Origin of the sequence: Pedobacter terrae, assembly GCF_900100705.1 — a bacterium.
In the GTDB taxonomy this organism is placed as follows: Bacteria; Bacteroidota; Bacteroidia; order Sphingobacteriales; family Sphingobacteriaceae; genus Pedobacter; species Pedobacter terrae.
In genome coordinates this window covers 15,303-33,022 of sequence record NZ_FNCH01000002.1, presented here as the reverse complement: position 1 = coordinate 33,022, position 17,720 = coordinate 15,303, and the positions used below count along the sequence as shown (strand labels likewise).

Genomic DNA, 17,720 nt, shown 5'->3' with positions numbered 1-17,720 from the left:
CCGTCATTCCCGCGCATGCGGGAATCTTAATGCGCTAGTTATTCTTTACCCTTAGCTCGGGCTTGCCTCGGTTCACCGCCACCGAGAGTCTCTTTCTTTTCTCTCGATAGAAAAGAAACAAACCTGAGCGCAGCGAAAGCATGCCTGCCACTAAAAACAACAAACACAAAGGCATAACTGAAAGGCTTGGATCTGATGTCGGATAAATTCGTCAAAGCTTTGAGGTCGTCAGCACAAGCCCCGATGAAGGATCGGGGAGGGCGTGCTGCCTCTGTGTAGTGGTAGTTTGAAAGTAGGTGCAAAAGCTTTAACGTTTTCTCCTTCCATCATATCCCAGGCCGGATAGCAAGGTGCAGATGGGATGATTGGAGTGATTTCTTATTCAAAAATCGTCATCTCGACCGTAGCGGAGAGATCTTTGAACTTCATAAAACGAAACCGTTTGGCTTACGCAAGATCAAATGGCCTTACTTTTTGGAAAGGCAAAATCGACCATAAATGAACACATTAAAAACGTTTATGAAGAAAAAGAGTTGGAAGAAAGCACCACGATGCAGAAATTCGGAATTTCCGAATTTCTGCAAAAACCGTTTAACTACTACAACCTCGATGTAATTATCTCTGTAGGCTATCGGGTAAAAAGCTTGCAGGGTACCAAATTTAGGTAATGGGCAACCGCCAGACTGAGAGCATATATTATTAAAGGCTTTACCATGAACGATGAACTGCTAAAATAAGCAGGATGCATAGAATCATAGCGTTATTCCAAACGCGATAAAATCGTCATTTCGACTGGAGCGCAGCATAATGCCCGCCTGTGCGGACAGGCCTGCCCGTACAGGCGGGGAGAAATCTTTGAAAAGTATTTAATCAACATCCGCAGTTAACAACATTATACTTGCAGTTGATAGGTTTATACCTGCCGATGGCAGAATTATCAGCGCAGTTAACAACATTATAATTGCAGTTTGTAGGTTTATGTCTGCTGATGGCAGCATTGTTAGCGCAGTTGATAATTCTGAACTTGCGGTTGATCGTTCTAAACTTGCAGTTAACAATATTATACTTGCAGTTGGTAGGTTTATGTTTGCCGTTAAAAGTTATATCAACGCAGTTAATAACATTAAACTTGCTGTTGGTGGTTTTATATTTGCAGTTGATGGTTTTATCAATGCAGTTAACTACTCTATTGGAGAGGGAGGTTATTCTTATTTGGCAGTTAACAGTTTTTAGTTTGCAGTTAACAACATTATAACTGCAGCTAACCGTTTACAGCATGCCTTTTAAATAAAAACAGCAACCGATTTTATTTCTGTTGCTGTTTTAGGATGTATATTGGGGCGGGATGATTTTTTTCATTACAGGTTAAATTTTTACCGTTTTAAACGGGATGCCCGAAATTTGTTTGTACTGCGGGGTATTTACGCCGAATAACGATTTGCAGTAATTCTTGGTATCTAAAGCGAGTGCAACTATACCGGTTTCTGCATCGTACAGGATTTTGTTGCGGTTAAGCCTAAGGGTACTTAACTCGGATGTTCTGGCTACCACATCGCGGTTTTTCTGCAACAAATCGTTGTAAAGGGTGGTAAGCGTGGCCGGCTGCAGCTCTACCTCATTGGGCTTATAGTTAGGGATGGTAGCCAACAGTTTAATCTGTTTATCAAAAGTATCTAGCTGGCTATCGAAACTTTGTTGCGAGGCCGATACCTGGTTAACAACAGTTCCACTTGCTGCCAGCTTCTGTTTGTCTTCTTCTGTTAACTTTACCGATGCCCTTTGACCCTGAATTTTGCGATTGTGGGTAACGGCATTATCAATTACCTGCTGCGCCACATCACTCGCTTTTATCGCATTTACGATTCTGGTACTCAATTGTTTTAAAGGTTTAAAAGCCAGATCGCGCAGGGCTATGGCGTTGCTGTTTTTAGCAGCCGCATCGTGCACTTGCTCGTTAATGGTTTTGGCTGCAGTGGCTTTCTCGGTTAAAGCACTCAGCTGGATGTTGGCATTGCTGGGGTTGTACACCGCGCCATAACCGGTTACATAACTCAACAGGGTTTCAAAGTTGGCTACGTTTTTGGCGTGGCCGGTCTCATTCGTTTTAGACATCACTTGTAGTTTTAAAAAGTAAATAAATTAGATTAATTGGCATTAAGTTAATATTATTTTCTTTACAACTAAAAGGAGTGGAGAGATTTTTTTTAAAAGAATGGGGGAAACCGTACAGAGGGGGCTTATGAATTGCAGAGATTTGATTGAATAATTTAAAACCAAAATTTATGGCCAGTTACAGATTAAATTTGAACCAACAAACCAATGGTGATTATGAGGTTCACGAAGCGGGATGCAGGTATTATCCTGAACAAAATTATGATTACTTAGGGGTATTTAGTTCTTGTGCACCAGCAGTTGCTGAGGCGAAAAGAAAACATCCTTACAAGAAAATTAATGGATGTATTCATTGCTCAGAGCCTTGTCATACTTCGTAACCGAGAGAACCTCTTTAATTGAGGTTCTCTTTTTCATTTTGATTGGTTGAAATTAAGCAGTTTTTGGTATTGTGAGGGCGATAAAAATTTAACAATTTACGCACCTTAACAAACCAGCAAATATTATCTTATACTACTGTTAATGGCAATCAAAAAATCAGAATTATATAGCTCGTTATGGGCAAGTTGTGATGAACTACGTGGCGGAATGGACGCCTCTCAATATAAAGATTATGTACTTACGATGTTGTTTGTAAAGTATATTTCCGATAAATATAAAGGTGACCCGTTTGGTGCCATCGCCGTTCCCGAAGGAGCATCTTTTGATAATATGGTGGATTTAGTAGGAAATGCTGAAATTGGCGATAAAATCAATAAGCAAATTCTTAATCCGATTAAGGAAGCCAACAAGCTCAATGAATTTCCAGATTTTAATGACGAAAATAAACTGGGTAAGGGAAAGGATTTAGTTGACACCGTTTCTGAATTGATAAGAATATTCAATGATCCAAAGCTTGATTTTTCTAAGAATTCTGCGGAGGGTGATGATATTCTGGGTGATGCTTATGAATACCTAATGCGTCATTTTGCAACTGAAAGCGGAAAAAGTAAAGGACAGTTTTATACTCCTTCAGAGGTATCAAGGGTGTTGGCAAAAGTAATTGGTATCAATCAGAATAATTCTTCAATACAAACAACAGCTTATGATCCGACTTGTGGTTCTGGTTCTTTATTGCTTAAAGTTGCAAATGAAGCAGGCAAAAGTATAACACTTTATGGCCAAGAGAAGGAAACGACCACAGCCAATTTAGCTAAAATGAATATGATTTTGCATAATAACCCAACCGCGGAAATTATTGCAGATAACACGTTGAGCCGTCCGTTTTACAAAGAAGAAAATGGTTCACTTAAAAAGTTTGATTACGTGGTGGCCAATCCGCCTTTTTCTTTGAAAAGCTGGAGCAATGGCGTGAATGTGGATAGCGATGATTACGATCGTTTTGCTTTGGGGGTTCCGCCGGAGAAGAATGGCGATTATGCCTTTCTTTTGCACATTTTAAAATCCCTAAAAGCCAATGGAAAAGCTGCGGTAGTATTGCCCCATGGTGTTTTGTTCCGTGGAAATGCAGAGGGTGAAATCCGTAAAAATATTTTGAAGAAAGGTTACATTAAAGCTATTATCGGATTGCCTGCCAACCTGTTTTACGGTACAGGTATTCCGGCCTGTATTATTGTTTTAGATAAAGAAAACGCCGAACAGCGTAAAGGTCTGTTTATGATAGATGCGAGCAAAGGCTTTGTGAAAGACGGTAACAAAAATAGATTGCGTGAGCAAGACATCCGCAAAATTACCGATGTATTTGATTCTTTTGCCGAGGTGCCTAAATTTAGCCGAATGGTGTCGATTGCGGAAATTGCCGACCCTAAAAATGATTACAACCTCAACATTCCACGCTATATTGATACACAGGAAGCGGAAGATATACAGGATTTGGCGGGGCATTTGTTGGGTGGCATTCCACAGAAAGATGTGGATAGTTTGCAGTCGTATTGGGATTTATTCCCTTCGCTGAAAGCTGATCTGTTCAGCCCTGCCCGTGTCGGATATTTTGAATTGAATGTATCTGCGGAAAACATTAAAACCACCATTTTCAATCATCCCGAATTTGTCGCTTTTAATACCCAAATGCACACGGCTTTTGATGAATGGTTGCACCAACAGCAAAGCGAATGGTACCAGTTGGATAAAGGCTTTACCGTAAAAGAAGCCATCGACCAATCAGCACAAACCATACTGAGCCATTTTGAAAACAATGCTTTGGTAAACCGTTATGCAATGTACCAACACCTGATGCAATACTGGAACGAGGTGATGCAGGACGATTTTTATTCTATTGCTTTAGACGGCTGGAAGGCAGGAAACGAATTCACCCGGCTTGTGATCAAAGGCAAAAAAGGAAAAGATGGAAAAACCGCGAAGGATAAAGAAATTGCAGGTCTGGCGGGCATTGAAGGGAGAATGGTGACGCCGGAAATGCTGATACATTATTTCTTCGCTGCACAAAACGAAAGTTTACAGGATTTAGAAAACCAATTGAACCTTACCCAGGAAGCCCTTGCGGAAATAGAAGAGGAAAATAGCGGAGAGGAAGGCATATTCAGTGATCTGGAAAAAATCAATCTTAAAAATGTAAAAGACTTTTACAAACAGCGTAAAGCCGAAAATGCCCCGAAGGAAGAATTGAAATACATTAAAAACTATATTGATACCCAGGAAGCTTTGGGTGGCATTACCAAACTGATAAAAATTGCAAAGGAGAATTTGGAAATAAAAGTATTGACACAATATCCTTTATTAACTGAAGCTGAAATAAAAGATATGGTGATTAACCATAAATGGACACCTGTATTGCAACATGCATTGAAAAGCGAACAGGAAAAGCTGAGCCAAAACCTCACACAACGCATTAAGGAACTGGCAGACCGCTACCAACAGGCTTTGCCCGTTTTGGAAACCAAAACAATGGAAGCTTCTCAAAAAGTATTGGCTCACCTGCAAAAAATGGGATTGGTATGGTAAAGGAAATTGTTATGAAGCAGACAGAGATTGGGATGTTGCCACACGATTGGGAGGTTGAAAGTATTGGAAATCTTACGAGTAAAATAATTGGAGGTGGTACGCCTTCAAGAATTGTAAAAGAATATTGGAATGGAAAAATTCCTTGGATGACCGTAAAGGATTTTACGTCATTTAATCCAAATTTCACACAAGAGAATATCACGGAATTAGGTTTGAAAAATAGTGCAACTCGGATAGTTCCTGCGGGAAATTTAATTATTGCCACAAGAATTGCTCTTGGGAAAATTGTTAAATACAATGTTGACGTAACTATAAATCAAGATTTAAAAACAATTAATCTTTTTCCAAAAATCAAAAAAGACTATTTTATTTATTCTTATAGAAATATTGAGGAAAAAATAATTGAAAAGGGTAGTGGAAGTACTGTTCTAGGATTATCAGTGGCAGATTTGAACTCTTTCCGAATTCCCCTTCCGCCATTACCCGAACAAGAAGCGATAGCGGAAGCCTTGAGTGATGCCGATGCTTGGATAGAAAGCCTGGAGCAACTCATCGCCAAAAAATGTCTAATCAAACAAGGGGCAATGCAGGAATTGTTGTCGCCTAAGGAGGATTGGGAAGTGAAGAAGTTGGGGGAGGTAACTATAGACGGAGGATTGATTAGAGGTCCATTTGGCGGTGCTTTGAAGAAGGAATTTTTTGTCAAAAACGGATATAAAGTTTATGAACAAAAAAATGCAATCTATAAATCAGTTCACCTAGGAAAGTATTTTGTTGATACTGCTAAGTTTAAAGAATTAGGAAGATTTGAAGTTAAGACAAATGATTTTATTCTTAGTTGTTCTGGAACTATTGGAAAGTTATTTAGAATACCTCAAATATTTCAAAAAGGCATTATCAATCAAGCTCTTTTGATTATCAGGCTTAATTCTGGCTTAATTGATTTTGGATATTTTGGACATATATTTCAATATGATACTATACAGTCAAAAATCATAGACGATACTCAAGGAGGAGCAATGAAAAACTTGGTAGGAATGTCAGAATTCAGAAATACAGAAATTCCGTTACCATCCCTCACCGAGCAAATCCGCATCGCCACGATATTATCTGATATGGATACAGAGCTGGAAGCTTTGGAAGGGCAACTGGGCAAATCAAGAAAGGTAAAACAAGGGATGATGCAGGAATTGCTGACGGGGAGAACAAGACTTATATAACAAAATAAATTAGCGCAAAAACTCATGGAAATTCTAAATGAATGGTTTAAAAACCACGAAGCGCTATCATCGGTGTTATCAACATTATTGATAGGGCTAATTGCACTTGGTGTAACTTGGATTTATTCTGCCAAGGCAAAAAAGATAAGCGAGGACGAAATTTTTTATAACTTATATTCTAAGTTCAACGAGAGGTATGACGAAATTAATGATGATTTAGCAGAGCTTTTTATAAGGAAAGATCAAATTAAAACAATTGAAGAATTAAAGGCAACTCACTATTATAATATAGTAATTGATTTTTTTAATATCTGTGCGGAAGAACATTAATGGAATAGCAAAGAGAGAATTGAAAAGGAAGTATGGGAAGCATGGAATTACGGTATGAATGAATGGTACAATAAAATTGAAGTTCTTAAACTTTTGTGGAAAGAAGAAACAGCTGGGGAAAAATACAAATCATACTATCTCAAAGCAGGAGATAATCTATTCATTGAATAATTATAAACATAACGCTCAATTATGCCCTGTAATCACAAATTTATTGAAGATTTAAACTTAGAGAATTTAGATTTTCAACCAACAACTTTAATAGTTGGCACTTTTAACCCGGCTTGGCCAGCAAATAACCAATCCCAATGGTTTTACGGCAGAACAAGAAATAATTATTTTTGGGATGTTTTACCAGCTTTGTACCAACAACCAGCATTAAGAAATCTACTTGCAGACGAAATACCAGTTATTTGGAAAATGTTTTGCAAAAGACACAAAATAGCCATTACAGATTTAGTTCGTTCGGTAAACGATGCCGATAAATTGAATAACGAACATCATATCTTTTTAGGAGATTACTCTGATAGCAATATTGCAAATAGCTTTAATGATTTCGCTCTAACAGATGTTATCAGTCTTTTAAGACAACACCCATCCATAAAATCTGTTTATTTAACAACAAAAGCACAAATTCCATTTTTTAATGAAATTTGGAATGCAATAGAAAATTATTGTCTAGAAAATAATATTCATTGCCGTAGATTATTAACACCATCTGGTAGCGCCCGCTATCAAATACCTGCTGGTTATGTACCACAGTTTCCTGTTTTTAATGGTGTTTTAGCCAATTACATTTTAGAGAATTGGCAGCGAGAGTGGCATGAACAGAATTTAGGATAATAATTACATTAAAAACTAAAATATATGATAAGAGATTATCTCAAACCTCTATATGATACTTTTGACAATTTTATTTTATCATATATCATTTCAAAAAATAGTATTTTAACAAATGCATTTGATATTTTAAGCCCAACTTTTGTAAATGAGGCAATTACTTGTTTTGTTGAAAATTATGATGAAAGTAGTGCAAATTTCGAAGATAAAGTTAAAGGTCAATTTGCTACTGCAACGGCAGAGGCTAAATTAAATTTTGCTCATGCAGAATGGCTATGGTGCTTTGCAGTTGGTGATATCAGCCAATGGCGTAAAGAGTATTATATTTTCAACAGGATTGGCGTAGAAGCTAAAGACTTAAACCCAGGAATTTTTCCAATTTCATTTGGTCATGCAGGGCAATGGCATACTAATAATAAATATTGGGAGATTGTTTTCTGTTTGAGATTGATACAGGTCTTAGATGCTTATCAGAAAGACAGTTCAGTATCGGATGTTAAGATTTTAAAAGATGTGGTAGAAGAGTTTTGTAACCATCTTAAATATTCTTCAAACCTCAACAAGCTGAAAGATTACGCCAGTATTATTGAGCCGTTAAAAGGTAGAAAATACGCCATGAGTAATATTTTGCTGTATTTGGCAAATCCTGATAAACATGAGCGTATCGCATCCGATAATCATAAACAAAAAATTGTAAACTCATTTAGTTCGCTTGAAGACGATAATGCTAAAGAAAATACGATTGATGAAAGAGTTTTATCTATTCGTGCAAAAATTAGCTCATTAATTAACGACGAAAATTTTGATTTCTATGACCATTCTTCTATCAAAAAAGTTTGGAATACAGGAGATGATGATTTAGAATTTGATGAGTTGCAGGCATTGCTTTTTAAGAAAGCTGTTGTTTTTTATGGACCTCCAGGTACTAGCAAGACTTATAAAGCAAAAGAATTAGCAGGCGCATATATTCTAAATCAATATATAAAGGACAAATCTCGATTAGTAGAATACTTAGCAAATCCAGAGGACATCACTAAAAATAGAATTCATCATTTGCAATTACATGCCAACTATACTTATGAGAATTTTATAGGCGGTTATCTCTTAAAAGGAGGCGATACTGTTTTAACTCAAGGAAGTTTGATGATGATATGCGAAAAAGCTAGAAAGGATTTGAATAATAATCTTCAATTAGACATTCCACATGTTTTAATATTAGATGAAATGAACCGTGTAGATTTGTCTAAGTTGTTTGGCGAAGTTTTTTCGGCATTAGAGCAAAGAGATTATGATATTTCGATTGGTGTGGAAGATTTAAAAGTAAATATTCCTCGAAATCTACACATTATTGGTACGATGAATGAAATTGATTTTTCGGTAGAGCAAATTGATTTCGCACTGCGGAGAAGGTTTTTGTGGTTTTTCTATGGTTATCGTCCAGAAAGATTACGTGACATCATTCATCAAAAAGCTAACGGCAGTAACAGTAGAGTTATTAAAGATGATTTAGAACGCTTTTACGGTAATGTTAAGCTACTAAATGCTCATATAGCTAGTAGAGAAGAACTAGGTAAAATGTACGAGATTGGACATGCCTTTTTCGGTGATATTGTTGCCATTTATAATCAATACAGAAATATGAAGGGGTACAGCCGTAAAAGCAATTTTATGTTTGAAACTAATGGTCCTGCTCAAATTTTATGGAATATATCTATTAAACCAATATTAGAAGCATTTTTGGGTCACGAAGATGAAGTAGTGAAGAAGAATTTATTGAGCGATTTGGAGAAAATATTTTTAAAATAGTAGGTTGTGACTACGGATAATAAAAAATATATCGAGGCTAAAGACTGTCTTCCACTTGCTGTTAACGAGGAGGAAAGTAATGCTTTATTATATTTTATAAAAGAAGTAGAACCTCATATTTTACATTTTTCACATAGGCAAAAAGAAAAAGAGCCGTTGGTTTATTTTGATTATAACAAAAGACAATGGTTTGCGAACCGGTACATAGGTGAATGTGAATTTGTACATCATCACCAGACCTATGTGTTGCGTATTACGCCCAGATTTGGAGACCAATTGCTGCTCAAGCTTTTCGAATATGTTTATGCTACAAAGTTGCCACCATCTTATCATTCATTAGCAAAAAATAAAGGTCTTGATTTACATAAGTTATTGATTTCAATAATGTGGATAAGCCTACTAAAAAAAGCACTCAAGCATGGTTTATTAAAAAAAAATAAAAAGATAAAGGAAGAAGGAACAACCATTAGAGGAAATTTTTTATTGCGAGAAAGTTTGTTAGCTGTAAAAGTGAGCAACACTTTAAGCTTTGAATATACATTGAAGGATGTAAATAATCTTCCAAATCAAATACTGTATAAGGCATACCAAATATTAAAAAGAGATTACTTTTTATCAGATAATTTATTGCCCAATGTCATCAAATCTGATTTAAGCAAATTAGGTTCTTTGATGCATACCAAACAATCTATAAAATTATCTGATTACAAAAAAATACGTTTAAGCAGTATGTTTAAAGGTTATAGGGCAATGTTAGATTTTTCCTGGAAAATTATTAATGCAAAAGAGCTGAGTATTGAAAACAGTAATACCTTAGGGAAAAGTTTCTTTCTGGATATGGCAGAATTATGGGAAGTATTTGTACTGAAAACTGTATCAAAAAACTTAATTCCAAAAGGATGGAATTTAATCGAAAACGAGCATGAAGTCTACAAAAATACATTTTATCGGAGAAAACTCATTCCAGATATCGTGATTGAGAATGAAGATAAAATTTTAATTATAGATGCCAAATACAAAAGAATGAACTTCATTAAAGATGATGTGGATAGAACTGATATTTTTCAAATACATACCTATTCTTATTATTTTGATGATGTAGATAAATCAGTCTACTCAAGTTTGGTTTACCCTATAGAAAAGGAGCTAGATGATAAAACTAATAAACAATCAATTCTTGATAAGTCAAATCATAAAAGTTCATTTTTTATAGAAGGAATAGAAGTTCATAATCCAGACTTATTTGACGCTAAAATTATTAAATTTATCAACTCTATAATTGACAAAACATCATCCTAATGATTAACCCCATAGAACGCATCACTCAAAACCGCATCATCCAGCTCTTCCAAAAAGAATTAGGCTACACTTATTATGGCAATTGGGAAAAACGCGAACACAATAGCAATGTAGAAGAGGTGATTCTGAAACAGAATTTGTTACAGCGTGGTTATTCAGAAACTTTGGCAGATAAAGCGGTAAAAGAAGTTTATGATTTAGCGACTACCAATTCTGGTAATCTATATCACCGCAATAAAGCCATGTATTCGATTTTGCGTTATGGGGTAAAAGCCAGACCAGATTTAGGCGAACAGTTTGATACCATTTTTCCAATTGATTGGCAAAATTTCGGGAAGAACGAGTTTGGAATTGCAGAAGAAGTTACGCTAACGAAAGGAGAAAATAATCGCCGCCCAGATGTGGTGCTGTATATTAATGGGATTGCTGTAGGAGTATTGGAATTAAAAAGAGGAACTACTGATATTTCAGAAAGTATTAACCAATCCATTTCGAATCAAAGGGTATTGTTTAATGAGTGGTTTTACACTACCGTGCAGTTATTAATGGCAGGTAATAACACTCAGGGATTGAAATATGGTACTATAAAAACAGAAAATAAATATTACTTAGCTTGGAAAGAAGATGAAGCGGATAATGAAGGTTATAAGTTAGATAAATACATTAAGAAACTTTGCCAAAAAGAGCGTTTGATCGATTTGGTATACAATGGCGTGGTGTTCGATGCTGGTCAAAAAAAGCTGCCGCGCCCACACCAATATTTTGCATTAAAGGAAGCCCAAAATTTTGTAAAAAGAAAGGAAGGTGGTATCATTTGGCACACGCAAGGTTCGGGTAAATCGCTGATGATGGTGATGCTTGGCAAATGGATTTTGGAAAATATTGCCAATTCACGTATTGTAATCCTGACAGACCGTACCGAATTAGATGATCAAATTGAACGTGTTTTTAAAGATGTAGGTGAAACAGATGTTGCTAAAACGAGGTCTGGTAAAGAGCTAATGGCTTTTTTAACTTCATCAAGGCCGAGATTAGTTTGCTCACTCATCCATAAATTTGGAAATAAAACAGAAACTGATTTTGATGCATTTATTAAAGACTTACAAAACAATCCAGTGCAAACGCAAGGAGAGATTTTCGTTTTCATTGATGAATGCCATCGTACGCAAAGTGGTAAATTGAATCAGGTGATGAAAGCCGTATTACACAACGCGGTATTTATTGGCTTTACCGGAACTCCTTTGTTAAAAGAGGATAAAAAGACAACGATGGATGTGTTCGGTAGATACATTCATACCTACAAATTTAACGAGGCCGTAGAAGATGGGGTAGTAAAAGATTTGATGTATGAGGGTAGGGCTATTGAACAAAAACTTACGTCTCAAAGTAAGGTAGATCAATGGTTTGAAGCCAAAACTGCGGGTTTAAATGATTTCCAAAAAAACGAGATCAAGAAGAAGTGGGGCACGATGCAAAATGTACTGAGTTCTAAAAGCAGAATGGAAAAAATTGTAACAGATATCATCGTCGATTTCTCTGTTAAGCCACGTTTGAAATCTCAAAATGGAAATGCTATACTAGTTGCATCGAGTATTTATGAAGCTGCCAAATATTATAGCCTTTTCTTAAATACTGAACTGAAAAATAAATGTGCCATTATTACTTCTTATAATCCTCATGCAAGTGACGTTTCGTTAGAGGATACAGGTGCTGATAGTGAGACGGATAAAGAATTTATTTATAAAATTTATACCGATTTATTAAAAGATGTTAGTATAAAAGGAAATAAATCTAAAACAGAAACTTACGAAGCAGATGCCAAAGAAGGTTTCCGTAAAGAGCCCGCTAGAATGAAATTGCTAATTGTGGTTTCGAAGTTATTGACCGGTTTTGATGCACCTCCGTGCAGTTACATCTACATCGATAAAAAAATGCAGGATCATACTTTATTTCAGGCCATTTGTAGGGTAAATCGGTTAGATACTGATGATAAAGATTACGGCTACATTATAGATTATATGGAACTTTTTGGCAAAGTAACCGATGCTATAAATGTGTATACTTCCGAATTGGATAGCGAAGGGTTTACCAAAGAAGAAGTAGGTATTCAATTGAAAGACCGCCGGAAGATAGCTAAAGATAGATTGTTTACCGCTTTAGAAACGGTAGAAAGCATCTGCGAAAACGTAGCCGCGCCTAAAGACGGGTTAGCATACATTCGTTATTTCTGTGGTAATACTGAAATTGCAGAAGATTTAAAGGCTACGGAGTACAAACGAATGGCACTTTACAAAGCCATAGTAGAATATATAAGGGCTTATGCAAATGTAAAAGCTGACTTTTTTTCTGCAGAATTTACAGGTGCAGAAATTAAACGGTTTAATGATAAACTGGAGGACTATTTAAACCTTCGGGAAATTATCCGTAAGGCATCTGGCGAGACAATAGACTTAAAGGCCTACGAAGCTGATATGCGTTTCTTGATTGATACTTATATTAAAGCTGAAGAATCGGAAGTGATTTCTCCTTTCGAAAATATCTCCTTATTGGATTTGTTAGAGACAGATATGGATACAGCCATTGATAACTTACCTAATGAAATTAAGGGAAATCCTGAAGCGGTAGCAGAGGTGATAGAAAACAATGTGCGTAGCAAGATTGTGGAAGAACATTTACTTGATCCAAAATATTTTGATCATATGAGTGTTTTACTACAAGAGCTTATCGAAAGAAGGAAGCAAGAAACCATCAATTATCAGCAATATTTAAAAGAAATAGCCGCTCTTATTAAGCAAGTAAACCAAGGTAAGGAAGACGGCTTGCCAAAATCATTAAATACCAAAGGAAAAATAGCGCTGTATCATACATTAGAGGACGATGAACAATTAACCTTAGCTTGCGAAGATGCCGTTCAATATGCTAAGCAAGATGGCTTTAGAGAGAATTTAGCTAAACAGAAGCTGGTTAAAAAAGCTATTTATCATGTGGTTGAAGATGTAAAAAAAGTAGAAGAGGTGTACAGAATAATTGATTCCCATAAAGATGAATACTAATGACCAGTAACATTTTACATATTGGTTCTGTAGAAATTGAGGTGACTTTTAAAGATATTAAAAATTTGCATCTGAGTGTTCATCCACCCCATGGCAAGGTAACCATTGCATCGCCAGATTTTTATGATCTGGAGAAAGTTAAGATTTATGCTGCAACTAAATTGGGATGGATTAAAAGAGAACAAGCAAAAATACTTAGCCAGGAGCGGGAAGAACCTAAGCTGATGATTACTCGAGAAAGTCATCAATTTTTGGGTAAGCGTTATTTATTAAAAGTTATTGAAGCCAATAGACCAAAATTAACTCTAAAACATAATACGATTGAGCTTTATACATTGCCAAGTGCTACATTTGAGCAAAAACAACAGACACTTTACAATTGGTATAAAAAAGAATTAGAAGCAAAGATTGGAAACCTGCTATTTGATTATGCAAAAATAATGAATATTACAAACATCAATTTTGGTATTAGAAAAATGAAAACCAAATGGGGGAGCTGCAATATCGAAAAAAGAATGCTTTGGTTTAATATTGAACTAGCTAAGAAACCAATTGACTGTATAGAATATATTATTGTGCACGAACTTGTACATTTATTGGAAAGAAATCATAATAAAAACTTTATTATTTTGATGTACAGGTTTTTACCAAGCTGGAGAGTGCAGAAGAAGATTTTAAATGAATTGCCTCTTTAAGTTAAAATCTTCACTTGTAGATGGATTAGATATGTTTCGTATATCTTCAACAGATTCAATTCTGTTCATAGTAGAGTTCAATTAAGCGCCACGATCTAACTGCTACTTCTCTTCAATTAAACCGAAAACCTTCTATTTGTCAATTGATTTAGAAAAATCAAGTAAATCAGATACCGATATTTTTAAATGGTCAGCAATCAATTTAAGGCTACTGATAGAAACGTTGGTTTCAGCTCTTTCGATACGACCTATTTGTCTAGTATCGATTTCAGTTAATTCTGCCAGCTTCTCTTGTGTAATTTTTCGAAGATCGCGAATTTCCACAATGCGTTTTCCAATTTTGACTAAGTATTCTTGATCCCGATATTGTTTTCCCACAGTGCAAAGTCCAAATATTATTGAAAAAATATTAGGACTTATTTGTCCTTTTGTTCTGGTTTTATTATATTTGATTAATTAATAAAGAGTTATAAATAAGAGTTTTGCAGCTCCAAATCTCAGGCCGTTGATGCAAAACAGTAGATTTATAGCCCATTCTTGTATAGTTTATGTTATTTTAGCATTTCTAAATGAGAGTGGGTTTCTGCTGTAATTCCATATCAACGTAAGGCCTGAGAAACTTTAAGGAGCTATGGTAGGTAGAAGCCCACTTTTATATTTTACCCCAACAAGACTCGTAAAACCATACGAGTATGAAAGCTAAATCCATTACCATTGCAGGGAAACCGCTTTCGCGGTTTTATCAACTGCCTTTTGAAAAGGGGAGCAGGGTGTTAAGGTTAGCGGCGCTGGAGCAGATCGCTAGCGATCCGATAGTTATCGGATTGCACAACACATTTAGTGTAGGTAAAAAGCCTGAGCCGTTGGCCATCACATCACTTTCTTTTGATCAGGGTTTGTTAATCGTTCATGTTAAATTGGGAGGGGAAGAGGCACGGGTTTACATTGGGGTAGAATACGATTGCCTGTTGGTGAGCTGCAGTGTGGATACGGATGAAAGCTATTTTGGGCGTTATGCTTACCTTACTTTGAGGGCCATGATGCGGAACGGTTACTGCGATTTTCAGCAATATTACTGGCCGGCATGTTTTGCTTTGGGCAACAAGCGGTCGAGCTATGTAGATGTGGTGAAGAAACCTGGAGGTATTACCATTACCTTGAAGAAAAAGTTTAGTGGTTTGTTTAGGCCTGGTGATGATTTGCCGGATGTTACGGAACGCGTGGTAGTACCGCGTGAAAGGTTATTGAATAAACAGGCTATGGCACGTTTGGCACCGGTTAGCATTGGTTATTGTTTCGCCAATACCGATCTACAGCATTTCCACAGCAACCATTATCCATTTTTAATTCCTTATGTTTTTGCGGCCACGGCGTACCTTAAAACGGTTAAATCATTCAAACGTTTCGTGCTGAATCCGCACGATGTGGATGGCATAAGCCTCTCGCCGCAACAGGAGGAGCTGAACAGCATTTGCTTCGCCATGAAAGAAATAGCTGCCATCCGCTTTAACGCCAATGCCCACCTGCCCGAAAAGGTAGCCGAAACCCATACACTTAACGATGCTAACCAGCTGGCACTTTTAAAGTTATGGAACAAGGCTTTGCCGCTATTGATGTTACAACGTTTTACACATTATTTTTATACTTACGGTATGCGCAATGTTACCGGCAAACCTGTAATGCGGGATATGAAAATGGTTGAATTTGCGATGGAGGTGCCTGTTTTAAGTTTCGTGCTTAAGGATGAGGGAGATTATTATGAACTGGAATTGAAGATTAAGGTGAAAGGGAAATTGTTGCATCTGAATACCGATCAGCCCGGCCTGTTTTTGGTTTGCGATAGCGCTAAACCGTATTTATGGTATTTGCTTGAGGCAGAAATGGATTATAAAATGGTTTGGTTTTTTAGTAAAGTAAATTTTAAGGTGCAGGTGATTAAAGGGTATTACAGGGAATTTTTTGAGGGGTTTGTGGAGGGGGTGGAGCGGTGGTATGAGGTGAAGAGGGGGTAAAGTTTTTCCGCTCTATGCCGCGAGGGCATCAAACTTTTGAAGCATCAAAAGTATGCAAAAATGCTTCGTCAATCCAGCAATGGGCCTTTTGCACATAGCCACCACACATCAAAAAAACAGCGGCACTTTGTTTTGTGTCGGGAGGGGGTTAATGAGTGTTTGTGGGAACTTCAAGACACAAAACTCACTGCGTTTGAGGTTTGGTAGTGCTGGTTGTGCTGGTCTGCATCTGTTTTTTTGATTCAGCTGGCCCTTGGGATTGACGGGCGTGCTTCGGTTAAGGTTTTGGGATTTTGAAAGGCAGTTAGCAAAGCGCCTAAGAACCAATATTCGGCCAAAATCTGCGAAGCCGGATAGGATGGAGTATAAGGTTAGTTTATAGTACAGTCGTCATTCCCGCGCAGGCGGGAATCTTAAAGCAAACGCTAGGCTGTTCTCCTTCGCTCAGTCTTGCCTCGGCTACCGATGAAAAATCGGTACAGGTCCACCGCCGCCGAGGGGCTCTTTCTTTTCTCCTGATAGAAAAGAAACAAAAGATCAAGGCTTGGATCTGATGTCGGATAAATTCGTCAAAGCTTTTTTGGTCGCCAGCACAAGCCCCCGATGAAGGATCGGGGAGGGCGTGCTGCCTCTGGGCAGTGGTAGTTCGGAAGGAAGTGCGAAAGCTTTAACGTTTTCTCCTTCCATCATATCCTAGGCCGGATAGCATGGTGCAGATAGCATTGAGCATATAGCAAGGTGCGTATTGCAGGATGCGATAATTTGTTTTTTAGTCCTTTCCCTTTCAGGGGAAAGGTGCCGATAGGCGGATAGGGGTTTAGGACGCTCGCTATAATACGGTCGTCATTCTCGCGCATGCGGGAATCTTAAATCGGTTGCTATTTTCTTGCCCTTTGCTCGGGCTTGCCTCGGTTAGCCACCGAATGGCTTTTACCTTTTTCTTGATAAAAAGGTAAACAAAAATCAAGGCTTGGATCTGATGTCGGATAAATTCGTCAAAGCTTTGAGGTCGTCAGCACAAGCCCCGATGAAGGATCGGGGAGGGCGTGCTGCCTCTGGCAGTGGTAGTTCGAAAGGAGCTGCAAAAGCTTTAACGTTTTCTCCTTCCATCATATCCTAGGCCGGATAGCATGGTGCAGATAGCATTGCGCCTATAGCAAGGTGCGTATTGCAGGATGCGATAATTTGTTTTTTAGTCCTTTCCCTTTCAGGGGAAGGTGCCGATAGGCGGATAGGGGTTTAGGGCGCTCGCTATCATACGACCGTCATTGCGAGGTACGAAGCAATCTTAATGCGTTGGCTTATTGTTTTCCAATCGCTCAGTCTTGCCTCGGCTACCGATGAAAAATCGGTACAGGTCCACCGCCGCAGAGGGGCTCTTTCTTTTTTCAG

14 protein-coding genes are annotated in these 17,720 nt (G+C 37.4%); 12 read left to right on the top strand and 2 right to left on the bottom strand.

All coding sequences use genetic code 11. The features are described 5' to 3' along the window. Window positions 1-461: 461 nt before the first annotated feature. Both rhuM and BLR60_RS03265 read left to right on the top strand, forming a co-directional pair. Entirely contained in the window at window positions 462-668 is a 207-nt protein-coding gene (gene rhuM / locus BLR60_RS03270) for a RhuM family protein (RefSeq protein ID WP_208600560.1), read from the top strand. A gap of 310 nt (window positions 669-978) precedes the next feature. After that, window positions 979-1,233 (top strand): hypothetical protein, encoded by a 255-nt coding sequence (locus BLR60_RS03265; RefSeq protein WP_090496776.1) that lies wholly within the window; start codon window positions 979-981, stop codon window positions 1,231-1,233. A 132-nt stretch (window positions 1,234-1,365) separates the two neighbouring features. Here BLR60_RS03265 and BLR60_RS03260 read toward each other — a convergent pair whose 3' ends face one another. Then, window positions 1,366-2,112 (bottom strand): hypothetical protein, encoded by a 747-nt coding sequence (locus BLR60_RS03260; RefSeq protein WP_090496774.1) that lies wholly within the window; start codon window positions 2,110-2,112, stop codon window positions 1,366-1,368. Window positions 2,113-2,282: 170 nt separating this feature from the next. On the opposite strand from BLR60_RS03260, the gene BLR60_RS25040 reads away from it, so the two are divergent. From BLR60_RS25040 to BLR60_RS03215, 9 genes are all read left to right on the top strand, one after another. Further along, a complete protein-coding gene (locus tag BLR60_RS25040; protein ID WP_090496772.1) occupies window positions 2,283-2,492 on the top strand; it encodes a hypothetical protein in 210 nt (69 codons plus the stop codon). Window positions 2,493-2,634: 142 nt separating this feature from the next. Continuing rightward, the gene (locus BLR60_RS03250; protein WP_090496770.1) at window positions 2,635-5,073 is read left to right on the top strand and encodes a type I restriction-modification system subunit M; all 2,439 of its coding nucleotides are present in this window, start codon (window positions 2,635-2,637) and stop codon (window positions 5,071-5,073) included. Next, window positions 5,067-6,293 carry a restriction endonuclease subunit S gene (locus BLR60_RS03245; RefSeq protein WP_090496768.1) on the top strand — a complete coding sequence of 409 codons (1,227 nt, stop codon included), beginning with the start codon at window positions 5,067-5,069 and terminating at the stop codon, window positions 6,291-6,293. The genes BLR60_RS03250 and BLR60_RS03245 overlap by 7 nt, the downstream gene beginning before the upstream one ends. Before the next feature lie 24 nt (window positions 6,294-6,317). Next, window positions 6,318-6,623: a hypothetical protein gene (locus tag BLR60_RS03240; protein ID WP_090496766.1), complete on the top strand. Its 306-nt coding sequence runs from the start codon at window positions 6,318-6,320 to the stop codon at window positions 6,621-6,623. A 192-nt stretch (window positions 6,624-6,815) separates the two neighbouring features. Next, window positions 6,816-7,466: a hypothetical protein gene (locus BLR60_RS03235; protein ID WP_090496764.1), complete on the top strand. Its 651-nt coding sequence runs from the start codon at window positions 6,816-6,818 to the stop codon at window positions 7,464-7,466. 24 nt (window positions 7,467-7,490) lie between these two features. Further along, entirely contained in the window at window positions 7,491-9,269 is a 1,779-nt protein-coding gene (locus BLR60_RS03230) for an McrB family protein (protein WP_090496762.1), read from the top strand. A gap of 6 nt (window positions 9,270-9,275) precedes the next feature. Then, window positions 9,276-10,568, top strand: coding sequence for a 5-methylcytosine restriction system specificity protein McrC (locus BLR60_RS03225; RefSeq protein ID WP_090496760.1), 1,293 nt, complete (start codon window positions 9,276-9,278; stop codon window positions 10,566-10,568). Continuing rightward, a complete protein-coding gene (locus BLR60_RS03220) occupies window positions 10,568-13,621 on the top strand; it encodes a type I restriction endonuclease subunit R (protein ID WP_090496757.1) in 3,054 nt (1,017 codons plus the stop codon). The genes BLR60_RS03225 and BLR60_RS03220 overlap by 1 nt, the downstream gene beginning before the upstream one ends. Beyond that, on the top strand, window positions 13,621-14,316 hold the full coding sequence (locus BLR60_RS03215) for a M48 family metallopeptidase (RefSeq protein WP_090496755.1): 696 nt from the start codon (window positions 13,621-13,623) through the stop codon (window positions 14,314-14,316). The genes BLR60_RS03220 and BLR60_RS03215 overlap by 1 nt, the downstream gene beginning before the upstream one ends. Window positions 14,317-14,448: 132 nt before the next feature. Here BLR60_RS03215 and BLR60_RS03210 read toward each other — a convergent pair whose 3' ends face one another. Further along, the gene (locus tag BLR60_RS03210) at window positions 14,449-14,694 is read right to left on the bottom strand and encodes a helix-turn-helix domain-containing protein (protein ID WP_090496753.1); all 246 of its coding nucleotides are present in this window, start codon (window positions 14,692-14,694) and stop codon (window positions 14,449-14,451) included. Window positions 14,695-15,008: 314 nt separating this feature from the next. Here BLR60_RS03210 and BLR60_RS03205 point away from each other — a divergent pair, with 314 nt between their 5' ends. Next, window positions 15,009-16,328, top strand: a complete 1,320-nt coding sequence (locus BLR60_RS03205) for a hypothetical protein (RefSeq protein ID WP_090496751.1) — start codon at window positions 15,009-15,011, stop codon at window positions 16,326-16,328. Window positions 16,329-17,720: the final 1,392 nt, after the last annotated feature.

Excerpts from the sequence above, each read along its gene's own strand:
- rhuM (WP_208600560.1), top strand. The coding sequence starts at position 462 with ATGGCCTTACTTTTTGGAAAGGCAAAATCGACCATAAATGAACACATT.
- BLR60_RS03265 (WP_090496776.1), top strand. The coding sequence starts at position 979 with ATGTCTGCTGATGGCAGCATTGTTAGCGCAGTTGATAATTCTGAACTT.
- BLR60_RS03260 (WP_090496774.1), bottom strand. The coding sequence starts at position 2,112 with ATGTCTAAAACGAATGAGACCGGCCACGCCAAAAACGTAGCCAACTTT.
- BLR60_RS25040 (WP_090496772.1), top strand. The coding sequence starts at position 2,283 with ATGGCCAGTTACAGATTAAATTTGAACCAACAAACCAATGGTGATTAT.
- BLR60_RS03250 (WP_090496770.1), top strand. The coding sequence starts at position 2,635 with ATGGCAATCAAAAAATCAGAATTATATAGCTCGTTATGGGCAAGTTGT.
- BLR60_RS03245 (WP_090496768.1), top strand. The coding sequence starts at position 5,067 with ATGGTAAAGGAAATTGTTATGAAGCAGACAGAGATTGGGATGTTGCCA.
- BLR60_RS03240 (WP_090496766.1), top strand. The coding sequence starts at position 6,318 with ATGGAAATTCTAAATGAATGGTTTAAAAACCACGAAGCGCTATCATCG.
- BLR60_RS03235 (WP_090496764.1), top strand. The coding sequence starts at position 6,816 with ATGCCCTGTAATCACAAATTTATTGAAGATTTAAACTTAGAGAATTTA.
- BLR60_RS03230 (WP_090496762.1), top strand. The coding sequence starts at position 7,491 with ATGATAAGAGATTATCTCAAACCTCTATATGATACTTTTGACAATTTT.
- BLR60_RS03220 (WP_090496757.1), top strand. The coding sequence starts at position 10,568 with ATGATTAACCCCATAGAACGCATCACTCAAAACCGCATCATCCAGCTC.
- BLR60_RS03215 (WP_090496755.1), top strand. The coding sequence starts at position 13,621 with ATGACCAGTAACATTTTACATATTGGTTCTGTAGAAATTGAGGTGACT.
- BLR60_RS03205 (WP_090496751.1), top strand. The coding sequence starts at position 15,009 with ATGAAAGCTAAATCCATTACCATTGCAGGGAAACCGCTTTCGCGGTTT.